General features: G+C 65.0%; 17 protein-coding genes. 4 read left to right on the forward strand and 13 right to left on the reverse strand.

The window, feature by feature from the left end:
- Positions 1-4: 4 nt before the first annotated feature.
- The 8 genes from VOM14_RS08340 to VOM14_RS08375 form a co-directional block, all read right to left on the reverse strand.
- Positions 5-1,075, reverse strand: a complete 1,071-nt coding sequence (locus VOM14_RS08340; protein WP_327628255.1) for a type II secretion system F family protein — start codon at positions 1,073-1,075, stop codon at positions 5-7.
- Positions 1,068-2,483 (reverse strand): CpaF family protein, encoded by a 1,416-nt coding sequence (locus tag VOM14_RS08345; protein WP_327628256.1) that lies wholly within the window; start codon positions 2,481-2,483, stop codon positions 1,068-1,070. The genes VOM14_RS08340 and VOM14_RS08345 overlap by 8 nt, the downstream gene beginning before the upstream one ends.
- Positions 2,484-2,486: 3 nt before the next feature.
- Positions 2,487-3,728 (reverse strand): fimbrial protein, encoded by a 1,242-nt coding sequence (locus VOM14_RS08350; protein ID WP_327628257.1) that lies wholly within the window; start codon positions 3,726-3,728, stop codon positions 2,487-2,489.
- 27 nt (positions 3,729-3,755) lie between these two features.
- Positions 3,756-5,186, reverse strand: a complete 1,431-nt coding sequence (locus tag VOM14_RS08355) for a type II and III secretion system protein family protein (RefSeq protein ID WP_442955523.1) — start codon at positions 5,184-5,186, stop codon at positions 3,756-3,758.
- Positions 5,187-5,227: 41 nt separating this feature from the next.
- Positions 5,228-6,172 (reverse strand): Flp pilus assembly protein CpaB, encoded by a 945-nt coding sequence (gene cpaB / locus VOM14_RS08360; RefSeq protein ID WP_327628258.1) that lies wholly within the window; start codon positions 6,170-6,172, stop codon positions 5,228-5,230.
- 91 nt (positions 6,173-6,263) lie between these two features.
- Positions 6,264-6,794, reverse strand: a complete 531-nt coding sequence (locus VOM14_RS08365) for a TadE/TadG family type IV pilus assembly protein (protein ID WP_327628259.1) — start codon at positions 6,792-6,794, stop codon at positions 6,264-6,266.
- The gene (locus tag VOM14_RS08370) at positions 6,791-7,294 is read right to left on the reverse strand and encodes an A24 family peptidase (RefSeq protein WP_327628260.1); all 504 of its coding nucleotides are present in this window, start codon (positions 7,292-7,294) and stop codon (positions 6,791-6,793) included. Before VOM14_RS08370 ends, VOM14_RS08365 begins: the two co-directional genes overlap by 4 nt.
- 145 nt (positions 7,295-7,439) lie before the next feature.
- Positions 7,440-7,613, reverse strand: a complete 174-nt coding sequence (locus VOM14_RS08375) for a Flp family type IVb pilin (protein WP_327628261.1) — start codon at positions 7,611-7,613, stop codon at positions 7,440-7,442.
- A gap of 661 nt (positions 7,614-8,274) precedes the next feature.
- Here VOM14_RS08375 and VOM14_RS08380 point away from each other — a divergent pair.
- From VOM14_RS08380 to VOM14_RS08395, 4 genes are all read left to right on the forward strand, one after another.
- Entirely contained in the window at positions 8,275-9,864 is a 1,590-nt protein-coding gene (locus VOM14_RS08380) for a collagen-like triple helix repeat-containing protein (RefSeq protein WP_327628262.1), read from the forward strand.
- Between the two features lie 271 nt (positions 9,865-10,135).
- Positions 10,136-11,560 carry a collagen-like triple helix repeat-containing protein gene (locus VOM14_RS08385; protein WP_327628263.1) on the forward strand — a complete coding sequence of 475 codons (1,425 nt, stop codon included), beginning with the start codon at positions 10,136-10,138 and terminating at the stop codon, positions 11,558-11,560.
- Positions 11,561-11,846: 286 nt separating this feature from the next.
- On the forward strand, positions 11,847-13,556 hold the full coding sequence (locus VOM14_RS08390; RefSeq protein ID WP_327628264.1) for a ShlB/FhaC/HecB family hemolysin secretion/activation protein: 1,710 nt from the start codon (positions 11,847-11,849) through the stop codon (positions 13,554-13,556).
- 242 nt (positions 13,557-13,798) lie between these two features.
- On the forward strand, positions 13,799-14,284 hold the full coding sequence (locus tag VOM14_RS08395; protein ID WP_327628265.1) for a DUF2147 domain-containing protein: 486 nt from the start codon (positions 13,799-13,801) through the stop codon (positions 14,282-14,284).
- Positions 14,285-14,396: 112 nt separating this feature from the next.
- Here VOM14_RS08395 and VOM14_RS08400 read toward each other — a convergent pair whose 3' ends face one another.
- The 5 genes from VOM14_RS08400 to VOM14_RS08420 form a co-directional block, all read right to left on the reverse strand.
- Entirely contained in the window at positions 14,397-14,852 is a 456-nt protein-coding gene (locus tag VOM14_RS08400; RefSeq protein ID WP_327628266.1) for a transposase, read from the reverse strand.
- 182 nt (positions 14,853-15,034) lie between these two features.
- On the reverse strand, positions 15,035-16,132 hold the full coding sequence (gene zapE / locus VOM14_RS08405; RefSeq protein WP_327628267.1) for a cell division protein ZapE: 1,098 nt from the start codon (positions 16,130-16,132) through the stop codon (positions 15,035-15,037).
- Between the two features lie 95 nt (positions 16,133-16,227).
- Entirely contained in the window at positions 16,228-17,670 is a 1,443-nt protein-coding gene (gene lpdA / locus VOM14_RS08410) for a dihydrolipoyl dehydrogenase (RefSeq protein WP_327628268.1), read from the reverse strand.
- A gap of 132 nt (positions 17,671-17,802) precedes the next feature.
- Complete coding sequence (odhB, locus tag VOM14_RS08415; RefSeq protein WP_327628269.1) at positions 17,803-19,077, reverse strand: 2-oxoglutarate dehydrogenase complex dihydrolipoyllysine-residue succinyltransferase; 1,275 nt, start codon at positions 19,075-19,077, stop codon at positions 17,803-17,805.
- A gap of 141 nt (positions 19,078-19,218) precedes the next feature.
- Positions 19,219-22,080: a 2-oxoglutarate dehydrogenase E1 component gene (locus VOM14_RS08420; RefSeq protein WP_327628270.1), complete on the reverse strand. Its 2,862-nt coding sequence runs from the start codon at positions 22,078-22,080 to the stop codon at positions 19,219-19,221.
- Positions 22,081-22,319 lie beyond the last annotated feature (239 nt).

The raw sequence follows: 22,319 nt of genomic DNA on the forward strand, positions 1-22,319 counted from the left end.
GTCGTCATGCTTTTAGCCGGGCGAGCCGGTACAGCAGATACGCGCCGCTCAGTTGCAGCGCGAACGCGAGATACAGAATCTGGCGTCCGCCCGGATCGAACCACATGGAGCCGAAGTAACGCGGGTTCGTCAAAATCAGAAATCCGCCGATGCCGACCGGCAACATGCCGAGCACCCACGACGACAGCCGCGTTTCCGACGACATCGCCACGAGTTCGCGCTCGGCCTGCTCCAGATCTCGCATGAACGACGACATGCGGTCGAGCATCACGTCGGCGCGGCCGCCATATTTGACGGAGAGCCGCAGCACCGCACCCACCAGTTCAAGCTCGCGCGCGCCGTAGAGCACCGCGACGTGAGACAGCGCGCGGTCGATCTCCACGCCCGAGCGCAGCATCCGCGAAACGTGATCGAGGCATTCGCGCAGCGGCGCTTCGGTGGTTTGCAACGACGCCTGGAATGCGGCGGGCACGCTGTTGCCGAGCGTGACGAGGCGCACGATGCCGTCGAGAAACGACGGCAGTTGCCGCACCAGCGCCTGGCGACGCCGGTTGGCGCGCATCGACATCACGAAATACAGAAACACCGCGCAGCCAGACAGCGTGACGCACGCGGCCAGCACGCCGCCCTCGCCGCCGGCGACCAGACACAAGATGGCGACGAGCGCGGCGACCAGCATCAGCGACGCGCGCGCATGGCGCAGACCCGCGCGGTTGAGCATTGTGTCGAGCGCGTGGCGCGCGCGTGCGCTCCAATAACGCACATGCGCCTGCCAGTCCGCATCCGGCTCCGGCGGCTGCGGCACGAGCGCGATGCCAGGCGCCGCGCGGCGCGTCGCGGCGGCTGCCGAGGCTGTCGCCCCGGCGGGCGCTGCGGCAAAGGCGGTAGCCGAAGACGCGCCGCGCGTCGCGGCGCCGCCGGTCGTTGCGGCAGCCGAGGCCGCGCTCACCCGGCTTTCGATGAAGCGCCCGGCGCTCACCTGCTCCTTGTGTTGCGCGCCGCGCCGCAGGATCAGCAGCGCGAGCGCCGCGCACAGCAGCGCGAGCGCGGCAACGATCAGCACCGCGCTAGACATTGAAGCCGCCGCCTATGCCGCCAAAGCCGCCACCGAATCCGCCACCGAATCCGCCACCAACGCCACCACCAAACCCGCCACCACCCAAGCCGCCGCCGTCGAAACCCGCGTCGTCCGCGCCGCCGAGCGGCTGACGAAAGCGCGCCAGCTTCGGTGAATGCGGATGAATGCCGAGCGACACCCAGCGGTCGAGTTCTTCGCCGTCCGCCGACATCGCCGGTTCGTAGCGGTACAGCTCCTGCGTCGCGATGATGTTGTCGGAAAGACCCGTGACTTCGGTGATCGACAGAATGCGGCGGCGTCCGTTCGAGAGCCGCCCGATCTGCACGATGAAGTCGATCGCATTGGCGATCTGCCGCCGCAGGCTCGACTCGGTGCCCTGAAAGCCCGCGAAACCCGCGAGCATTTCGAGCCGGTACAGACACTCGCGCGGCGAACTCGCGTGGACCGTGCCCATCGAGCCGTCGTGACCGGTGTTCATCGCCTGAAGCATTTCGAGCACTTCGCCGCCGCGCACTTCGCCCACGATGATGCGGTCCGGCCGCATCCGCAGCGTATTGCGCAACAGATCGCGGATCGTCACGACGCCCGCGCCGTCGAAGCCGCCCGGACGGCTTTCGAGCCGCACCACATGCGGATGGTTCAGCGACAGCTCCGCCGTGTCCTCGATCGTCACCACGCGCTCGGGCTCGGGAATATGAAACGCCAGCGCATTGAGCAGCGACGTCTTGCCCGAACTCGTTCCGCCCGACACCAGCACATTGCAGCGCGCCTTCACGGCCGCTTCGAGCAAGGCGCCGATTTCCGCGCTGTAGGTGCCGTTGCCGAGCAGATCGTCGGGACGCAGCGGATCTTTGCGGAATTTGCGGATCGAGACGATCGGACCGTCGATCGACAGCGGCTCGATCACCACGTTCACGCGGCCGCCGTTCGGCAGGCGCGCATCGACCATCGGATTCGATTCGTCCAGACGCCGGCCGATCGGCGCCAGAATGCGCCGCACGATGCGCAGCAGGTGCGCGTTGTCGGCGAAACGCACCGGGATTTTCGTCAGCATGCCGTGACGCGACACGTACACGTCGTTGTAGCCATTGATCAGAATGTCCTCGACGGCGGCGTCGTTCAGCAGATCCTCGATCGGACCGAAGCCCGCCAGTTCTTTCGTCAACGCCTCGGCAATCGCGCGCACCTCGACTTCGTTGATCGGAATGCGCCGCAGCCGCACGAAGCTGTCCATCTCCAGATCGACGAACTGATTGATCGCGTTGCGCGACCAGCGGCCGAACTCCGAACCGAGTTCCTCGATACGCGTGAGCAGATGTTCGTGCGCGGCGTTCTTGATATCCTGGAACTGCTGGCTTTGCGCGAACGACGGCGCGTTGTCGGCGAATTCGATCTCTTTTGGCATCGTCTATGACCGCTTGGGGGAAGTGGGAATGAAGCGCCTGAGCGCGCCGAACGCGGACTTGCCGCGCACGGGCGTGCTCGCGTGCGCTGGACCGGCGAGCCGCTCGATCAGCGGTTCGAGCGCGCGAATGTAGGGATCGCGCGCGGCGGCGTCGGCGAGCAGAAGACCTTGATTCGCCGTTTGCCCGAGCGCGACGCGCCGCTCCGGCAAACTCGCGACGAGCGGAATGTCCAGACGCTGGGCGATCTGCGCGGCGGTAAGGCCCAGCGCGGCGTCGAACTTGTTCACGATCAGGCCGACGTTGCCCGCGTCCGCGCCCGCTTCGCGCAAGGCCTCCAGCACGCCGACCGCCGACACGATCGACGCCACGCCCTGATCGCACACGAGCCACGCTTCGTCCGACGACTGCACGACGTGCGCGATGAATTCGATGTTGGAAAAGCCGCCGAGATCCACGATCTGCTGATCGAAAAACGCACGCAGCCGGTTGACGAGGCTGATCGACGACGCATACGAAATCTCGCGCATGTCGCCAAGATCGGGCGGCAGCGTGGTGAACGCGAGGCCGCTTGCATGATGCGACAGCGCGGTGTGAACGAAGGTCTGATCGAAGCGCCGCAGATTGCGCACGGCTTCAACGAAATGAAAGTCGCTGCGCGTATCGAGCATCAAAAGACCGTCTCCGGCGGGCAAACCGAGATCGAGCAAGGCCGCCTGCCGGCCTTGCTGCGCATCGCGCCTTTGCAGCATCACGGCGAGATTGGTGGCGAGCGTGCTTACGCCCATGCCGACGCGCGCGCCGACGAGCGCCGTGACGCGGCCATGCCGGCTCACCGGCTCGATCAGGTTGTCGAGCACCTGTTGCGTGATGCGCAGCGCGTCGGCGGCGGGCGCGGACAGGTCGATGAAGTCGCGCACGCCCGCGCGCAACGCGGCCAATGCGCTTTCGGGTTCCGCGAGCGAGCCGAGCGCGACGATCTGCAGGCCGGGATAGCGCGCGCGCACCGCGCTCGTCGCCGCGCTGGCCGCCGCGCCGCGTCCGCCCGAGAAATCCACGAAGACGAGCGAAGGATTGAGCGTCGCGATGCGCTGCGTCAGCATCGACGGATCGAGCGTCACGGCTTCGACCGCGCCCGAGCCTGCGAGCGTTTGCCCGAGCCAATGCACGTGTTCGTCGACTAGCGACGCGAACATGAAATAGTCGGTGACGGCTCGTTCAGTCACTGAATGCGTTCTCGCGTTCATGGTGCCTTTCCTCTTTCCCGCGCCCGCTCATTGGGAAAACCCGGGCGCCGCGTCGCGCGCCGCCACGCCGCCGAGCAGCGAGCGCCACACCGGAGCGTTGCGCTGTTCGGCCTGTTCGCCGGGCGTGGCCGGCAAGGTCGCGCCCTTAGCGAGCGGCGACACCAGATGGGGCGTCACGATGATCACCAGCTCCTTGTCGTTCTGCTGATAGTTCAGCTGCTTGAAGAACGCGCCGATGACCGGCAGGTCGCCGAGCAGCGGCACCTTGGCCACGTTCGAAATCGTTTCGCGATCGATCAGTCCGCCGATCACGAAGCTCTCGCCATCGCCGAGTTCGACGGTCGTATCCGTGCGGCGCGTGGTGATCGCGGGCACCGACACGCCGCTGATCGTCACCGCGTTCGCGAAGTCGAGCTGGCTCGCTTCGGGCGCGACTTTCAGCGCGATGCGCTGCGGACTCAGCACGGTCGGCGTGAGCGTGAGGCCCACGCCGTACGGCTTGTATTCGATCGACGTGGTGCCGAGGCCCTGCGGAATCGGCACCGGAATTTCGCCGCCCGCGAGAAAGCTCGCGCTCTGCCCGGACAGCGCGACGAGCGTCGGCTCCGCGAGAATCCGCGCGAGGTTGTTGCTCTCCATCAGGCTCAGGTCGGCGAAGAGCCCGTGCGTGGCCGAGTTGAACACCAGGTTGAACGCGGACGAAATCGGCGCGACCGACGTGAACGACGGCGCCTGGCCGTAAGTGGCGGAGGTCAGCGCGGACGGCGCGAACGAGCCGAAGCTGAAGCCGTTGTTCTGCTTGAAAAGGTTCAGACCGACTTGCTTGAGCACGGCGCGGCTGAACTCCACCACGCGCACGTCGACCTGCACGACCGAGCGCGTGGCGATCGATGAGGTGTCGTAGATTTGCGCGCCGTTCGTAGCCAACGCGCCCGCGGCATTGCCGCCATTGCCACGTTTGCCGCCGGCGTTGCCCGCATTGCCGGCCACGCGCTGATGCAGGTCGATCGCGGCGGCGGACACCGCGCGCTGATGCATTTCCATGGTCGGCGCGGCGCCTGAAATCAAGGCGGTGTCGCCCTGCACTTTCACCGATGGCGTGCCGGGCCCGAGCAATTCCTTCGCCGCCGCCGCGCTGACATTCACGACATACGACATCGGCGTGTCCTTGCCGCGTTCCCACAACATCACGTTCGTGCTGCCCGGCGATTTGCCGATCAGCAGCACGCCGCCCGTCCTGTCGCCTTTAATGATGAGCACGTCGGCCACGCTCGGGTCGCCAATCGCGACACGCCGCAGCGTGTGCCCGCTCGCGAGCGCTTGCTGCGAACCCGCCACGATGTCGAGCTGCTGCGCGCCGCCCGCCGTCACGCCCGCAGTCGCGCCCGTCGCCGCTGCGGCCATCACCGGGCCGCACAGCAGCGCTGCTATTCCGAACTTCACAATGCGTTGGTTCATATTTTTTTGGACGCACGTGGCCGCGCGCTCCCTGAAACCGCTTATCGGGCGACCATTTCGGCGCGCCCACCCCGTATCACTTCGATGCCGCCGCGTGTGTCGTCGATCCTCGCTGCGTTCCCCGTCAGGCGGCTCACCGGCGCGACTCGACGCGGCACGGCCGACGCGCGCGGCACGGCCTCGCCGCCGCCCGACAATGCGTCGAGCGACACGCCGGCCGCCGCGCGCGTCGAATCCTGAAGCGCCGCCGCGCCGCCCGCTCGCGTCGATGTCTTCAGCACGGCCGGCAGCGGCGCGAATGCGCTGGCGTCGATTACTTCGGAATCCGTCGGATTGCGCAGCGCGAACACGAGACGCCCCGACGACTCGGCAAGCGTCAGACGGTCGATATCCGCAACCGGCACCGCGAGCACCGCCGTGCGCACCATGCCGTTCGGATCGCCCGAGGTGTCGCCGCCGGCGGTCGCATTGCCGAACGCGAGCACGCGGATCTTCGACATCAGCAGACGTGTCTGGGTACGGTCGATCTCGCCGCCGCCCATGTTGCCGCCGCGCTTGAGCGTGAAGAACACATCGACGAAATTGCCGGGCCGCAGGCGGTTGCCCACCGCATTCGCTTCCTCGACGCGCACCGCCACCGCGCGCTCGCCGGGCTCGATCCGCTCGGCCAGTCCCGACGACAGTTGTTCTTCGAGCACCGGCGACTGCGCGCCGATGTCGGCGCTCGGCACGCGGCCGACGAGCCGCGACGGATCGGCGAAAGCGCCGTTCGGGTTGATCGGCAGCGGCGCTACGCGCAGCGCGTCGGCGGCAATCGGCTTGCCCGCGGGCAACAGGCGCGTGGCCACCACCACCGGAAAAACCGCCTGCTTGACGGAGGTCACGGGCTTGGGCGCGGGCCGGCGCAACAACGTCACGGCGAAGATGCCGAGCAGCAGCGCGAGCGCGATCAGCGTGCCGGCGGCGATGCGGGTGAGCTTCAGCATGATGGCTCGCGCCACGAATCGCACGCGGCCATGCGGCCACGATGCGCGGGTGAGCGAGCCGGACTCGATGAGACAGCAAGGCGTGCGTCGGTCAAAGTATGTTCACCGGATTGAGTTGCACCGTGGCGGTGCTGGTCAGGTTGTCGGGCAGCACGAGGCCGAGCAGAGGCAGATTCGGAATCAGAGGATGCGCCGCATAGTCGTAGGTCAACGTCACCGCGATGCAGGTCATGCCGGGCTGATAGCTGCAATCGGTCGGCGCGGTTTCGCAGGCGGCGGTGCTGATCAGTTGCGCGACCATGCTGGTGGCGGTCGTGCAAGCGGCGGCGGCGCGCAGGGTGACGGCGGATGCGACGTCGTTGGCCTTCTGGTAATTCAGTGCGGCGCGCGCGCCCTCCTCGCTCGCCAGCGTGAGGTTCTGCTGCGCGACGAAGATCAGACTGAAGGTCACGATCGCATAGAACACGCAGAAGAACAGCGGGAACACCAGCGCGAATTCGATCGCGGCGGCGCCGCGTTGGGTGCTTTCCGCACGTCTTGCTCGCCCCGCGTGAGGATTGCGCTTCGCGCGGTGCCGAGCGTGGGGCGAGCGGCCGTCGTCGTGACGTGGGCGCGGACTCATCGGACGCCTCCCACAACGAGCTGCGCGGCGAGCCAGACGATCAGCGGCGCGGTCAGGCACGTGGCAAACGGCGTGGAGCGGCGGCCCGCCAGTTCGAAGGTCGGCGAGCGTCGCCGGAACAACACCGCGAGGCGCGTGCGGGTGGCGATTAGCGTCCACAGCGCATGCAAGCCGGCCAGGACGCTCGCCACGGCCCATAGCCCGAGCAGCGCGTGAAACCCGCACCACGCGCCGAGCACGGCGAACACCTTGACGTCCGCGGCGCCCATCACGCCGAGCGCGAAAAACGGCAGCAACGCGACCAGACCCACGGCGGCGCCGGCCGCGGACTGCCACAGCAGGATGATTCCGAACGGATTCGCGCGCGACGACGCGCACGCAAACGCCGCTATCAAACCGATAACGACACATGCATTGGAAATGCGCCGGCTGCGGCAATCGCAAATAGCGACCCACGCACACCAGAGCATGAATATCAGAAGCGCGGCGGATATTTTCATATCGGATTCGATAGGCGAAAAAATCTACCCGGAATGCAATTGCAATCCGAGCGCAGCCTATCAGGCAAGGTCTTTACGGCGAATAAAAACGTGAATCGTTAAATGAATAACAATTCAGGGGGCATTCACCCGGACCTGCATCGCTTTATTTGATCGCCGGCAAAAGCCCGGCAACGGTCTGGAATGCCGCATTCAGTTGCGTACCGAGACCCTGCACGGTCGAGCCGATAACGACGACAATCAGGCCCGCGATGAGCCCATATTCCAGTGCTGTGACACCCCGGTTATCTCTCAAGAAGCTTGCGGCGAACTTTTTCATTGTTACCCTCGATCTTTGATTATTCGTCTTTCTGTGTACGGCTTCTCTGGCGCAGCCTTCAATGCACGGCGCGCCTTGGTCTCTTCACTTCCGCCATTACGCCTTTTTTACTTCTCGATGGCTGCGCGGCGTGGCCATTCCCGGTAAAAACGACTGTAAATGAGTTCTCTGCTCGATAACTCACCTCTTCCGTCGCGTATTCGCCCAAGCGTTTGAGTTTTATAACCGAATCGCCTTATTTAAGCAATTGCCCGATGCGGGCAAACCTCTTTGTCCACCCTCTTTTTCATGCATACAGGGTAACGGCACTGCGTGCGTCGCAGCACATAGGATTAACCATAGTTTTGAATCAACCCACTAATTATCCGGTTGAAATGACTTTTGAAGCATGCGAGGCATGAAACGTGCACTCGCGTTACGCCCGACTCGTAACGGCGCGCAGCGCGCGTTACGTTACGCCACCGTCTTTAATGCCGCGCCCGGCTGTTTTTTCGCGCGCTTTTTCATTTAGCGGACCCGCCACTCAGTCCGACGCGCCTTATTCGATAAGGCCGTGCGGCGGGTATTGGAAAATCTTCGGCCATGCTCTATCGAAATGGCACGGGTCGTGCAGAGAGAACTCGCGGCAGCAAACCACACAACACATGCGATGCGAGGCGACATGAACATTCAAACAATCGGCACGACCACCACGACGCGGACGACCCGCTCAACCTCTATCACGCTCAGAGCAACCCTGATCGCGGCCAGCGTGGCGGCGATGCTGTCGCTCGGCGCCTGCGGCGGCTCGGGAAGCCTCAGTTCCGGCACCGGCAGCACCCACAGCGGGGCGGCCGGTGGCGCGCTTTCGTCGTCCGGCGGCAGCGGCTCGACGGGATCGAGCGGCTCGGGGACGTCGGATACCACGACGACCACCAACACCAATCCGGACACGCACCCCGGCACGAACCCGAGCGCGACGCCGGTCGCGAATGCGCTCGGCACGGTCGCGGGCCACGCGGGTGGCGTGATCGGCGACGTCGGCTCGACTGTGACGAGCGTCGGCACGACCATCGGCGCGCAGACGCTGCCGGTTGTCAGCTCGCAAACCACGCAGGCGGCGGGCGGCATCGTGCAGCAAGCAGGCGCTGCGGTCTCGACGCTCGGCAGCGGCGTCACGCAAGGGCTCGGCCAGCTCGGCACGGGCGGCAATGCGCTCGGCCCCACCGTGTCGAGCCTCGGCGGCGTGGTGGGACATGCCGGCGGCGCGCTCACCGACGCGGGAAGCCTCGTGACGAGCCTCGGCAGCGGGCCGCTCGCGCCTTTGTCGGCAGTCACGACGCCGCTCGGCGGCGCTGTGTCGAGCATCGGCGGGGCTGTCGCCAACGGCGGCGGCACGCTGAGCACGACGCTTTCGACGGGGCCGGTCCAGCAAGTCACGCAGACGCTCAGCACCGCGATCACGCCGATCACGTCCACGATCGCATCCACCACGCAAACAGTCGGCACGACGACGGGGCTCGGCGCGCCGGTCAACACGCTGCTGTCGACGCTCGGCGGCGGACTCGGCCAGGCCGGCGCGCTGCTGAGCGCGACGGGCGGCAATCAGGTCACGTCGGCGTCTGGAAGAACGGCGACGGATACGGGCGCGACGCTCGCTTCGGGCGGCGGGCTGGTGACGGGCGGTAGCGGCGGGAATCCGTTGGCGCCTGTTACTGGCGTGCTGGGCGGCTTGGCGGGTGGCTTGGCGGGCGGGACTGGCAGCAATCCGCTTTCGCCGGTCACGAGCGTGTTGGGCGGGCTCACAGGCGCCGCAGGCGTCAGCTCACTCGCGCCGGTCACTAGCGCGCTCGGCGGCCTCGCCGGCAGCACCAGCAATCCGGGCACCAGTTCCCTCGCACCCGTGACCAGCGCGCTCGGCGGCCTGACCAGCGCCATCGGCGGCGCATCGGGTAGCACTGGCGGCGCCGGGCCGCTTGCGCCCGTCACCGGTCTCCTCTCTAGCGCGAGCAGCGGACTGAGCAGCGCAACCGGCGGCAGCGCCGGCCCACTCGCTCCGGTCACCGGCCTGGTATCGACGGTAACGGGGGCGGTCGGCGGCACTGGTGTCGCGACGGCTGCGGCTGCGGCTCCGGCTCCGGCTGCGGCCACGCCGGGCAGCGCGGGCATCGGCATGCTCACCGCGAGTTCAAGTAACGGCACGACGAACAACCCGCTCGCGCCCGTGACGTCGCTCGTCGGCGGCCTGCTTGGCGCGTCGGCGAAGAAGTAAGCGCGACCGCTTGCGGCATTGGATGCGCGCGGCAGTCCACGCGCCGCGCGTTCGCGGCGTATGCGGCGTATGCGGCGAGCACCCGATCGCCGCGCATTGGCACACGACATTGGCCAAAGACAGTGGCCAAAGACGAACCGGCCCAACCTCGGCAGCCGCGTTCAGTCCGTCGCCAGCACTGACTTCGAATGCGGCGCGCCGTCAGACGCCGGTCGGCAACGACGCATTCCAGCAGCACACACGACAACCAGAAAGGCATTGAGGAGCACACATGTCCATGTATCGCCTGTTTCACCGCCAGACCGCCGCGACCGCCTTCACGTCGCTGCGCACACCGTTGCTCGCAGTCACCGTCGCGGGCGTGCTCACGGCATGCGGCGGCAGCACCCTCAACTCGCCGCCGACGACGTCGAGCACTGGAACCAGCAGCGGCAGCGGCTCCGGATCGGCGGGCGGCAGCAGCGGCGGCACGACGGCCGCCGCCACGTCGGGCACCGTCACCGCCGCCGCGAAGACGACGAGCGACCTGGGCTCGACCATCGCCGCGCAGACCCTTCCCGGACTCAGCCCGCAAGTCTCGAAGGGACTCGGCGCTACGGTCTCGGGCACCGGCAGCACGCTGAACTCGGTGGGCAACGCGATCAGCAGCGGCGTCGGCCAGACCGGCACGACGTCCAATCCTGTCGGCACGACGGTCGCGGGACTCGGCTCGGTCGTCAGTTCGACGAGCGGTGTGGTGCAAGGGCTGAGTACCGCCGTCAACGGCCTCGGCACAGGCAACCTCGCGCCGCTCTCGCCGGCGACGACGCCGTTGGCCGGCGTGCTCTCCACCACGGCCGGCGCGCTCAACGCGGGCGGCGCGACGCTCGGCAATGCGCTCGCCTCGGCGCCCGTTCAGCAGGTCACGCAGCCGCTCAGCACCGCGATCACGCCGATCGTGACGACCGTCGGTCTCGTCACGCAGGCGGTGGGCACGCAGACTGGCCTCGGCGTGCCCGTCAGCGGCGTGCTTGCACAGGTTGGCGGCGCGCTGGGCTCGGCCGGCGCGCAAGCCGGCTCGGCGAGCGGCAATCCGATCGGCGTCGATGCCGGCGCGCTGGCCGGCTCGCTTGGCAACACGGTGACGAACGCGGGCGGCCTCGTCAATCCGAACGGCCCGAATGGCGCGCAGCCGATTCCCGGCTTGATCACGAGCCTCGTCGGCAGCACGAATCTCGGCGTGGTCAATGGCGCGCCGTCCACCAACAATCCGCTCGGCCCGCTGCAAAGCACGCTCGCGACTCTCGGCCTCGGCGGCAATCCGCTCGGCTCACTCTCGACGCTCGCCAGCGGCACGCCGCTCGCGGGCCTGAGTTCGGGCCTGAGTTCGGGCCCGAGTGGCACCCCGTTGAGTTCGCCGACGTCGGCGTTGAGCAGCGCGGGCGGCGCGGGCGGACCGCTGACCTCGCTGACGGGCCCGCTGTCCGGCGTCTCGAACGGTATGACGAGCAGCGTCGCCAGCACGGCGGCAAGCGGCGGCGCGAGTGGCGGCGCCCAGACGCTTGCGCCCGTGACGGCGCTCCTCGGGCAACTGACGGGCACGTTGAATTCGGCGGCGGGCTCGACGGCGTCCATCGGCTCGACGAACAGTTCGAGCAACCCGGCGAGCGGACTGACGAGTGTACTCGGCGGCATAGCGCCCGTGAGTATTAAGTAATCCGCATAAGCCTGAGTGGCGCGACGCCCGCGGCATCGGCTGAGACTTGCCGCAAGCCAAGGCCGATTCCGCGCCGTCGCGACACCAATCGGGTCATTTGCATCAGTAGTCTGCCGGCCTCGTGTTCCGCGCCTTCGCCAAGGCATTCAAGCCGCGCGGACCACGTGACGTAATACATGGTGGGACGGCAATACGCCCCAGCCACACACATAAGCGAGCGCGGCCTGACGGCAAGACAAGGCCGCCCGGACGCTCGTAAAAAATACGGCATACGAGGACAAATCCGATGAAATTCGGGTACGGCAGCGCATGGACCATCGTGCTCGCGGCGCTCGCGGCGAGCACCCTGCAACCGCAAGCGCATGCGCAGTCGCGCCCTGGCGGCGCGGCGGTCGGTGGAAATCCGCTCGACGCCCTGCCGCAAATCAAGGCGCCCGACAAAGGGCCCAGCGTCACGGTGCAGGTCGCGCCGCAAGCGCCGCAGCTTCAGGCACTGCTCGCGCGACACCTGACGCCCACTCGCGTGCAGGTGGAAGGCGTGAAGTCCATTCCCTTCGACGAGGTCGCGCGGCGTTTCACCCCGCTCGTCGGCAAGGACACGACGATCGGCGATCTGATCGAGGTGGCCAACGGCGTGACGAAGCTCTATCAGGCGCGCGGCTTCGCCCTCTCGTTCGCGTTCATTCCGGCGCAGACTTTCGAGGACGGCGTGGTGCGCGTGACGGTGGTGGAAGGCTATGTGTCCGCGGTGAAGATCACGGGCAAGGCCGGCGCCGTGGAAGACAGAATTCGCGCGATCGCCGCTCACATCACCGCCGACAGGCCGTTGCGGCGCGCCACTTTCGAGCGCTATATCAACGTGCTGGGTCTGCTGCCCGGCGTCAAAGTCGCGGCGAACGTGCCGCCGCCGCAAAACACCGACGGCGCGACCACGCTCGAACTCAACGTGGAGCGCAAGGCGTTCGACGTGAGCACCGGCATCGACTTCAATCATCCCGGCGTGCAAGGCTTGCTGAGCGCGACCGAGAACGGCCTCACGGCGCTCGGCGAGCAACTCAGCGTGTCGGCGCTCCTGCCGAAGGGCCGCGACAATGTCACGTATCTCGCCGCGCATGCCACGGTGCCGCTCGGCAGCAACGGCCTGATGTCGAAGATCGACGCCTCGCACTATCGCGGCAATCCGGTCAACAATCCGGGCTTGCCGTCGTACGTGGAACGCACGGTCATCAACGACAGGATTGTCGGCTCGCTCGCCTACCCGATTCTGTTGAGCAACACGCAGAGCGTGATCGGCACGGCTTCGGTGTATGCGTCGCACGACGAAGACCGCTATCACAACCAGCAAACCGGCGCGCAGATCGGCTTGCGCTCGCAAGTGCGCGTGATGCAATTGCAGGCCGACTACACGAGCGTGGAAACCGGTCAGGTGCGCCGCGCCAGCCTCAATGTGGCCAAGGCGTTCGATATTCTGGGCGCCTCGAAATCCGGCGATTCGAACGTGCCCGGCGCGATCGTCGGCAATCCGGCGTCCATCAACTTCGTGCGCACCGGCGCAAGCTTTTCGCAGACCAACGAGTGGCCATTGAAGATCGGCACGGCCATTTCGCTGACCGGACAGTACAGCGCGGTCTCGCTGCCGACGTCGGAACAGATCTCGTTCGGCGCGCAGCGTTTCGCACAGGGTTATCGGCCGGGCGAGGCATCCGGCGATTCGGGCTGGGGCGCGATGTTCGAGATCAATCGTCCGTTCACGCCCGGCTTCACATATCTGCGCGCGTTCACGCCGTACGTGTCGATCGATGCGGCGCGCGTCTATCTGCATGCGGGAACGCCCTCGCCGTCGCGGCTTTCGTCGATTGCATTCGGCTTTCGCATCAGCGACGCAAAGTATTACAGCCTGGATGTGTCGATTGCCAAAGCGATCGGCGATGCACCGGTCGAAAGCGCGTCGCGCAGTCCGCGCATCAACGCAACGTTCTCGTACCAGCTCAATTGATCGCGAAAGTGCCGCGGGCTGATTAGAGGGTCCACTATCAATCGGTGCGCGCACATTCACGCGCACTTCACGTATTCTGCGCTGACGATACGACGCGGCCGGACAAGAGCCGCGAGCCGGGTGCGGGCCCGCGCGAATGGAGAACCTGAAGGCATCACGCGGCATCACGGGTCTTGCGACCCGGCGATGTCAATAACGCTGCGCGACCACGATCGCGCCGTCTTTTATCAAGGAGGAAGACAATGATTCAGTTCACCCAACGCGCCTGCGCCATCGCGCTTCGCACAGCGAAACATGCGGCGCTTGCCGGCGTTCTGCTCGCCGGCGCCGTTACCGCCATGGCCCAAACGGGCTCGCCGGTCGGCACCTGGCAAACCATCGACGATCATACCGGCCAGCCCAAGGCGCTCGTCCAGATCGCCGACGACGGCAGCGGCGCGCTCAGCGGCAAAGTGATCAAGGGCCTGGGGCCGAACGATCAGCCGGATCGCCGCTGCACCGCCTGCACCGACGCGCGCAAGGACCAGCCGATTCTCGGCATGACGATCATCAACGATATGAAAAAGGACGGCGACGCCTGGGATCATGGACAGATTCTCGATCCCGAAAACGGCAAGGTGTACAAGTGCAAGATGCACCTGGAAGACGACGGAAACAAGCTGGTGGTGCGCGGCTACATTGGCGTTTCGCTGCTGGGCCGCTCGCAAACGTGGGTGCGCCAGCAATAGCGCGCAGACGCATTCAGGCGCACTCGCGGCACTGAGCGCCACCGAAAAAGAAACGGCTGACGACATGATCGTTCGGCCGTTTTTTCTGCGGAATCGCGCCTGATTTGTGTCGTCATGCAGCGTGTTTGAAAGGCGACGTGAATGCAAACGGCGACGACGGCAAGGGTTTGTGCGGCCCCGGACTGTACACCGCGGGCGCTAACGCAGCCGGTGCCTTTTCCGCCGCGGCGGCGCTTCGTTGTTCCGCGCTCACGTGGGTGCGCATGCGAGCTTCCATGGTCGCGCAAAGTGCTTCGCTCGCCGTGCCGAACAGTTGCTCCGTTACGCGCTTGAGCACGCCGGATTCGTACCAGGCCTTGAAGCGGCGATGACACGTTTGATACGACGGGTATTTGCGCGGCATGGCCGACCACGTGGCGCCGCTGTACATCACCCACAACACGCCGTTGAGAACGGAACGCGTGTTGGCAAGCGGGCGGCCGCGCAATTCCGAGCGCGGACGCAGTTCGGGCAACAAGGGGGCGATGCGTTGCCATTCTTCGTCGTTGATGTCACGGTAGGGGTTCATGATTTCTCCTTTGTCAGATACCCGACAAAGATAGCCAGTCACCCAAAGCCAAAACATCGGAGCAATCCGAATCTTGAAAATACGCGTCGCGACCTTGGCCGAACGGCCGAGGCCGCGTGAGCTATCGCGAAAGCATCGCCGGCGTTTCAGGCGAGCCCGTTCATGCGGTCATCGGCGCCCGCTCATGTGAGCGACGTATCGACGATCCGGCGCGGCGCATCCAGATACTCTTTCGACTGCATTTCGACGATACGCGACACCGTGCGCGTGAATTCGTTGGCCATCGGGCCGTCCACGTAAAGCTGCTCAGGCGGGACCGCGGCCGACATCAGCAGTTTCACCTTGTGGTCGTAGAACACGTCGATCAGCCACGTAAAGCGGCGCGCTTCCGACGCCATGCGCGCCGACATCTGCGGCACGGCGGACAGGATCACCGCATGGAAGCGGCTCGCGAGTTCGAGGTAATCGTTTTGCGAGCGCGGGCCGCCGCATAGCGTCGCGAAATCGAACCACACGACGCCGTCCGCGCGGCGCAGCGCCTTCAACTCGCGCTTTTCGATATGCAGGATCGGGCTTTCGTCGGGCACGGCGGCGAGACTCGCGAACGCGGCGCGCAACGCCTTGTCGGCGGCCGCGCCCAGCGGCGTGTGATACACCTCGACCTGCGCCAGCGTGCGTTGACGGTAGTCGATGCCCGCGTCCACGTTGATCACGTCGAGCTTCGACTTGATCAGTTCGATGGCCGGCAGCATGCGGTCGCGGTGCAGGCCGTCCGGATACAGCGTGTCGGGATCGTAGTTGGACGTCATCACGAACTGCACGCCGTTTTCGAACAGCTTGTCGAGCAGGCGGTACAGGATCATCGCGTCGGCAATGTCCGACACGTGGAATTCGTCGAAACAGATCAGCCGGTAGCGCTTCGCAATGCGGCGCGCGAGTTCGTCGAGCGGATCGGCGGTGCCCTTCAGTTCTTCCAGTTCGCGATGCACCTCGCGCATGAACTCGTGAAAATGCAGCCGCGTTTTGCGCTGCACCGGCACGATCATGTAGAAGCTGTCCATCAGGAAGCTCTTGCCGCGCCCTACGCCGCCCCACATGTACACGCCGCGCGGCAGGTCCGGCCGATTGATCAGCTTCTTGAACGCATTCGAGCGGCGCGATTTGTACTCGACCCACTCTTCATAGCACCGCTGCAAACGGTCGACCGCCGCGCGCTGCGCCGGATCGGATTGATAGCCCCGCGTCTGCAGTTCTTTTTCGTAGTATTCGGTGACGTTCATTGTGTTGCTGCAAAAAGAAAGGCGGGAGGGAATCAACCCGCCCGCCTTGTGATGCCAGAATTGCCGAAGCTGCGTTCAGTCAGGCGCGCGCGTGATTACATGTTCAGCGCGCGCTTGTCCACGGCGAGTGCCGCTTCGCGCATGACTTCCGACAGCGACGGGTGCGGATGGCAAATGCGGCCGATGTCTTCCGACGCCGCCTTGAATTCCATTGCCACCACGGCTTCCGCGATCAGGTCCGACGCGTTCGCCGCAATGATGTGCACGCCGAGCAGTTCGTCGGTCTTCGCGTCGGCGATCATCTTGACGAAACCGTCCGCCTTGTTGATGCCGAGCGCACGGCCGTTGGCCATGAACGGGAACTGGCCCGACTTGATCTCGCGGCCTTCCGCCTTCAGTTGCTGCTCGGTCTTGCCGACCCACGCGATTTCCGGCTCGGTGTAGATCACCCACGGAACGCAGTTGTAGTCGATATGCGGCTTCTGACCGTCGATGATCTCGGCGACCAGCACGCCTTCGTCTTCAGCCTTGTGCGCGAGCATCGGGCCGCGCACCACGTCGCCGATTGCATACACGTTCGGCACGGCCGTCGCGCAGTGATCGTCCACGTCGATGAAGCCGCGCTCGTTAGCCTTCAGGCCGATCGCTTCGAGACCGAGGTTGTCGGTGTTCGGCACGCGGCCGATCGACACGATCAGGCGGTCCGCTTCGAGCTTCTGCGCGTTGCCGTCCTTGTCCGTGTAGTTGATCGTGACGCTGTTTTCCGTGGTCGTCACTTCGCCGACCTTCACGCCGACGTGAATGTCGAGGCCCTGCTTCTTGAACTGCTTGGCCGCTTCTTTCGCGAGCGCCGGGTCAGCCGCGCCGAGGAATTCCGGCAGCGCTTCGAGCACGGTCACTTCCGCGCCCAGACGGCGCCACACCGAGCCCAGCTCCAGACCGATCACGCCTGCGCCGATCACGGCCAGCTTCTTCGGTGCGGTGTCGAAAGCGAGGGCGCCTTCGTTGTCGGCGACGATCTTGTTGTCGACCGGAATGTTCGGCAGATGACGCGCCTTCGAACCCGTCGCGATGATCACGTTCTTTGCCGTGACGACTTCGCTGCTTGCACCACCCTCGCCTTCACCGCTCACTTCGATCTGCACGCCGGCGTCCGTCTTGCCGGCGAACTTGCCGTGGCCCTTGAGCCACGTGATCTTGTTCTTGCGGAACAGGAATTCGATGCCCTTCGTCATTTTCTCGACGATGCCGTCCTTGCGGGCCATCATCTTCGAGATGTCGACCTTCACGTTTTCCACGGAAATGCCGTGGTCGGCGAGGTGATGCGACGCGTTTTCAAATTCTTCCGACGAGGCGAGCAGCGCCTTCGACGGAATGCAACCCACGTTCAGGCACGTGCCGCCGAGCTTCAGCGCACCAGCCGGGTTCTTCCATTTTTCGATACATGCGACGGTCTTGCCGAGCTGCGCTGCGCGGATGGCGGCGATATAACCGCCAGGGCCCGCGCCGATCACGACGACGTCAAATTCTTTGGACATGACAATCCTTTTGATGACGGAACGGCGCCGCCACGTTTCGTGGCGCGCGGTTCCTGTACTGCGGAATGCAAAAGACGTACTGCTCAGATGACGCCGGCTTGCCCAATGACAAGCCGGCGCCCGTGATGAGAATTACAGGTCGAGCAGCAGGCGTGCCGGATCTTCCAGCGCGTCCTTCATGGCGACCAGGGACAACACCGCTTCGCGGCCGTCGATGATCCGATGGTCGTACGACAGCGCCAGGTAGTTCATCGGGCGGATCACGATCTGGCCGTTCTCGACCACGGCGCGTTCCTTGGTGGCGTGCACGCCGAGAATCGCGGATTGCGGCGGGTTGATGATCGGCGTGGACAGCATCGAACCGAACACACCACCGTTCGAGATCGAGAACGTGCCGCCCGTCATTTCGTCGATCGACAGCTTGCCGTCTTTCGCCTTCTGGCCGAATTCGGCAATCTTCTTCTCGATCTCGGCAAGGCTCAGCTGATCGGCATTGCGCAAAATCGGCACCACCAGACCACGCGGCGAACCGACAGCGATACCGATATCGAAATAGCCGTGATAGACGATGTCGTTACCGTCGATCGACGCGTTCACCAGCGGGAACTTCTTCAGCGCGTGAACAGCCGCCTTCACGAAGAACGACATGAAGCCGAGCTTCACGCCATGTTCCTTTTCGAACTTGTCCTTGTACTTGTTACGCAGGTCCATCACCGGCGCCATGTTCACTTCGTTGAACGTGGTCAGGATGGCGTTGGTTTGCTGCGACTCGAGCAGACGCTCGGCGATACGCGCGCGCAGACGCGACATCGGCACGCGCTGTTCCGGGCGGTCCTTCAGCCACTGGTCAGCCGATGCCGGCGCCTTGACGTCCGGCAGCGACGGCTTAGCGGCCTTCGGCGCAGCGGCCGGTGCCGGTGCGGCCTTCGCGGCGGGCGCGCCGGCGGTCAGCACGTCGCCCTTGGTGATGCGGCCGTCGCGGCCCGTGCCGGCGACGTCGCCCGACGCCAGGCCCTTCTCCGCCATCAGCTTGCCGGCAGCCGGCGAAGCAGCGGTGTTCGCACCCGTTGCGGATGCAGCTTGTGCGGCCGGTGCAGCGGCCGGCGCCGGAGCGGCGACGGGCGCGGGCTTCACTTCGGCTTCGACAGCAGCGGCACCAGCGGTGCCTTCCGTGTCGATCTTGGCGATCACCTGATCGGCCGTGACGGTGTCGCCGTCATTCGCGATGACTTGCGCGAGCACGCCGGCCGAGGGTGCCGGCACTTCGAGCACGACCTTGTCGGTCTCGATTTCGATGAGAATTTCGTCTTGAGCAACAGCCTCGCCGGGCTTCTTCTTCCACTGCAGCATGGTGGCTTCCGAGACCGACTCGGACAGCTGGGGAACCTTGACTTCAACAATAGCCATTATGAATATCCTGAATACGTATCGGGTGACGGCGCGGTGAACGACGACCGCCTGCGAACCCTGCGTGCCGCGTCTGCACCTTTACCGGTCGCAGAACGCGGCACGGGAAGCGCGCTGCGCTTTCCCGGTTCGCCTGTTCTCTTATTTAGCGATCGACGCGCTCTTGAGGCGGCCAAAAGCGCCTTCGACCAGCGCCTTCTGCTGCTCGTAGTGCTTCGCGTAGTAGCCGACTGCCGGCGAAGCCGAAGCCGGACGGCCGCTGTATGCCAGCTTCTGTCCTTCCTTCATGCCTTCCTTCAGATGGTGCTCGATGTAGAACCACGGGCCCTGATTCTGCGGCTCGTCCTGCACCCAGACCACTTCCGTCGCGTTGTCGTATTTCTTCAGTTCAGCTTCGAACTGCTTGTGCGCGAACGGATACAGCTGTTCGATACGGACGATCGCGACGTCGTTCGCCTTCGCTTCGCGGCGATGCGCGACGAGGTCGTAGTACACGCGGCCCGAGCACGCCAGCACGCGCTTGACCTTCTTCGCGTCGATGGCTTCGTCCACTTCGCCGAGCACCGGCTGGAACGAACCCTTCGCCAGTTCCGACAGATCCGACACGGCTTCCTTGTGGCGCAGCAGCGATTTCGGCGTGGCGACGATCAGCGGCTTGCGGAACAGCCGGATCATCTGACGGCGCAACAGGTGGAAAATCTGCGCCGGCGTGGTCGGCTGAACGACCTGCATGTTGTGGTCCGCGCACAGCTGCAGGAAACGCTCGATACGCGCCGACGAGTGCTCCGGACCCTGGCCTTCGTAGCCGTGCGGCAGCATCATGGTCAGGCCCGAGACGCGGCCCCACTTTACTTCGCCCGACGAGATGAACTGGTCGATCACGACTTGCGCGCCGTTCACGAAGTCGCCGAACTGCGCTTCCCACGCGACGAACGTGTTCGGCTCAGCGGTCGAGTAACCGTATTCGAAGCCGAGCACCGCTTCTTCCGACAGCACCGAGTCGATCACCGTGAACTTCGCCTGACCTTCGGCGATGTTCTGCAGCGGCACGTACGTGCCGTCGTTCCAGCGCTCGCGGTTCTGGTCGTGCAGCACCGCGTGACGGTGCGTGAACGTGCCGCGGCCCGAGTCCTGGCCGGTCAGGCGCACAGCGTAGCCCGATGCCACCAGCGACGCGAACGCGAGGTGTTCGCCCATGCCCCAGTCGAGCTTCGCTTCGCCACGGCCCATGGCGCGACGGTCGTTGATCACGCGCTCGACGAGCGGGTGAACCTTGAAGTTTTCCGGGATCGTGGTGATGCGCTCGGCGAGGCGCTTGAGTTCCGCGAGCGGCACGGCCGTGTCGGCTGCGTCGGTCCACTTGCGGTTCAGGAACGGCACCCAGTCCACCGCGTACTTGCTCTTGTAGTTCGAGAGCACCGGGTCGACCGTGTGATGGCCTTCGTCCATCGCCTTGCGGTATGCCTTGACGAATTCCTCGCCCTGTTCCGCGGTGATGACGCCTTGCTGCACCAGCTTTTCCGCGTACAGCGCGCGCGTGCCGGGGTGCTTGGCGATCGTCTTGTACATCAGCGGCTGCGTGACCGCCGGCGTGTCCTGCTCGTTGTGGCCCAGCTTACGGAAGCAGACGATGTCGACGACGACGTCCTTGTGGAACTGCATCCGGAAGTCGATGGCCAGTTGCGTGGCCAGAACGACGGCTTCCGGATCATCGCCGTTCACGTGCAGCACCGGCGCTTCGATCATCTTGACGACGTCGGAGCAGTACAACGTGGAGCGCGAGTCGCGCGGATCCGACGTCGTGAAGCCGATCTGGTTGTTGATGACGATGTGCAGCGTGCCGTGCGTGCCGTAACCGCGCGTTTGCGCGAGGTTCAGCGTTTCCATCACGACGCCCTGGCCGGCAAAAGCCGCGTCGCCGTGGATCTGCACCGGCAGCACTTGCAGGCCGGTGTCGTCGCCGCGACGGTCCATACGGGCCTTCGCCGAACCTTCGACCACCGGGTTGACGATTTCGAGGTGCGACGGGTTGAACGCGAGTGACAGGTGAACCGGGCCGCCTTCGGTCGAGACGTCCGACGAGAAACCCTTGTGGTACTTCACGTCGCCAGCCGGCAGGTCATCGACGTGCTTGCCTTCGAATTCGGCGAACAGGTCAGCCGGCATCTTGCCGAGCGTATTGACCAGCACGTTCAGACGTCCACGGTGAGCCATGCCGATGACGATTTCCTGCACGCCGTTCGCGCCGCCGTGACGCACGACTTCGTCCATCGACGCGATGAAGCTTTCGCCGCCTTCCAGCGAGAAGCGCTTCTGGCCGACGTACTTGGTGTGGAGGAAGCGCTCGAGGCCTTCAGCGGCCGTCAGGCGGTTCAGGATGTGCTTTTTCTTCTCGTTCGAGAAATTCGGCGTGGAGCGGATCGACTCCAGCTTTTCTTTCCACCAGCGCTTCTGTTCCGGATCGCTGATGTACATGTACTCGGCGCCGATCGTGCCGCAGTACGTGTCGCGCAAGGCCTTCACGATCTCGCGTAGCGACGCGCGCTCGAATCCGAAATACAGATTCGTCGCACTGTACTCCTGGTCCATGTCGGCTTCGGTGAAGTCGTAGAACGCGGGTTCGAGTTCGGGAATAGCGGGACGTTCGCGGCGCTTCAGAGGATCGAGATTGGCCCATTGCGAGCCGAGGAAGCGATATGCGCCGATGAGAGACTGCACATAAACCTGCTTGCGCGCGGTAGCGAGGTCTTCGCCGCCGGTTGCGGTGCGCGGGATAAAGGCGTTGGCCTTGGCCCGTTGCGCAAACGATTCGACGATCGGGCCATGAGCCACGTCGTTGGCGTTGCTGCCGTCCGATGCGGGCACGTTCTGCAACGCATCGAAATAGCTGCGCCAGTTCTCGGGCACTGACGCCGGATTGTCGAGATATGCTTCGTACATTTCTTCTACGTACGGAGCATTGCCGCCGAACAAATAAGAGTTCGACTGGAATTGCTTCATCATTTTTACGCTCACCTTTCTTCGAGTTTCTCGAGAAATAGCGGGTTACAGAACCTTCCGCGACACGGCCTGACCGTTTAGCGGATTGCGCGAATCAAGTCTTGCTTGGAAGGACCTAAAACTGGCACCCGGGGAGCATATCACAGAACGGATAGTCCAGATAGCAGACGAATTGCCGCCCGAGCCAGCAGCGACGGGCTTTCGCGACGATTTTCGCGGCACGCAACAGTCTTCTGCGATAA

The sequence above is a fragment of the Paraburkholderia sp. MPAMCS5 genome (assembly GCF_036016995.1).
Classification (GTDB): domain Bacteria; phylum Pseudomonadota; class Gammaproteobacteria; order Burkholderiales; family Burkholderiaceae; genus Paraburkholderia.

Coding starts and splice junctions, on each gene's coding strand:
- VOM14_RS08340 (WP_327628255.1), bottom strand. CDS start 1,075: ATGTCTAGCGCGGTGCTGATCGTTGCCGCGCTCGCGCTGCTGTGCGCG.
- VOM14_RS08345 (WP_327628256.1), bottom strand. CDS start 2,483: ATGCCAAAAGAGATCGAATTCGCCGACAACGCGCCGTCGTTCGCGCAA.
- VOM14_RS08350 (WP_327628257.1), bottom strand. CDS start 3,728: ATGAACGCGAGAACGCATTCAGTGACTGAACGAGCCGTCACCGACTAT.
- VOM14_RS08355 (WP_442955523.1), bottom strand. CDS start 5,186: ATGAACCAACGCATTGTGAAGTTCGGAATAGCAGCGCTGCTGTGCGGC.
- cpaB (WP_327628258.1), bottom strand. CDS start 6,172: ATGCTGAAGCTCACCCGCATCGCCGCCGGCACGCTGATCGCGCTCGCG.
- VOM14_RS08365 (WP_327628259.1), bottom strand. CDS start 6,794: ATGAGTCCGCGCCCACGTCACGACGACGGCCGCTCGCCCCACGCTCGG.
- VOM14_RS08370 (WP_327628260.1), bottom strand. CDS start 7,294: ATGAAAATATCCGCCGCGCTTCTGATATTCATGCTCTGGTGTGCGTGG.
- VOM14_RS08375 (WP_327628261.1), bottom strand. CDS start 7,613: ATGAAAAAGTTCGCCGCAAGCTTCTTGAGAGATAACCGGGGTGTCACA.
- VOM14_RS08380 (WP_327628262.1), top strand. CDS start 8,275: ATGAACATTCAAACAATCGGCACGACCACCACGACGCGGACGACCCGC.
- VOM14_RS08385 (WP_327628263.1), top strand. CDS start 10,136: ATGTCCATGTATCGCCTGTTTCACCGCCAGACCGCCGCGACCGCCTTC.
- VOM14_RS08390 (WP_327628264.1), top strand. CDS start 11,847: ATGAAATTCGGGTACGGCAGCGCATGGACCATCGTGCTCGCGGCGCTC.
- VOM14_RS08395 (WP_327628265.1), top strand. CDS start 13,799: ATGATTCAGTTCACCCAACGCGCCTGCGCCATCGCGCTTCGCACAGCG.
- VOM14_RS08400 (WP_327628266.1), bottom strand. CDS start 14,852: ATGAACCCCTACCGTGACATCAACGACGAAGAATGGCAACGCATCGCC.
- zapE (WP_327628267.1), bottom strand. CDS start 16,132: ATGAACGTCACCGAATACTACGAAAAAGAACTGCAGACGCGGGGCTAT.
- lpdA (WP_327628268.1), bottom strand. CDS start 17,670: ATGTCCAAAGAATTTGACGTCGTCGTGATCGGCGCGGGCCCTGGCGGT.
- odhB (WP_327628269.1), bottom strand. CDS start 19,077: ATGGCTATTGTTGAAGTCAAGGTTCCCCAGCTGTCCGAGTCGGTCTCG.
- VOM14_RS08420 (WP_327628270.1), bottom strand. CDS start 22,080: ATGATGAAGCAATTCCAGTCGAACTCTTATTTGTTCGGCGGCAATGCT.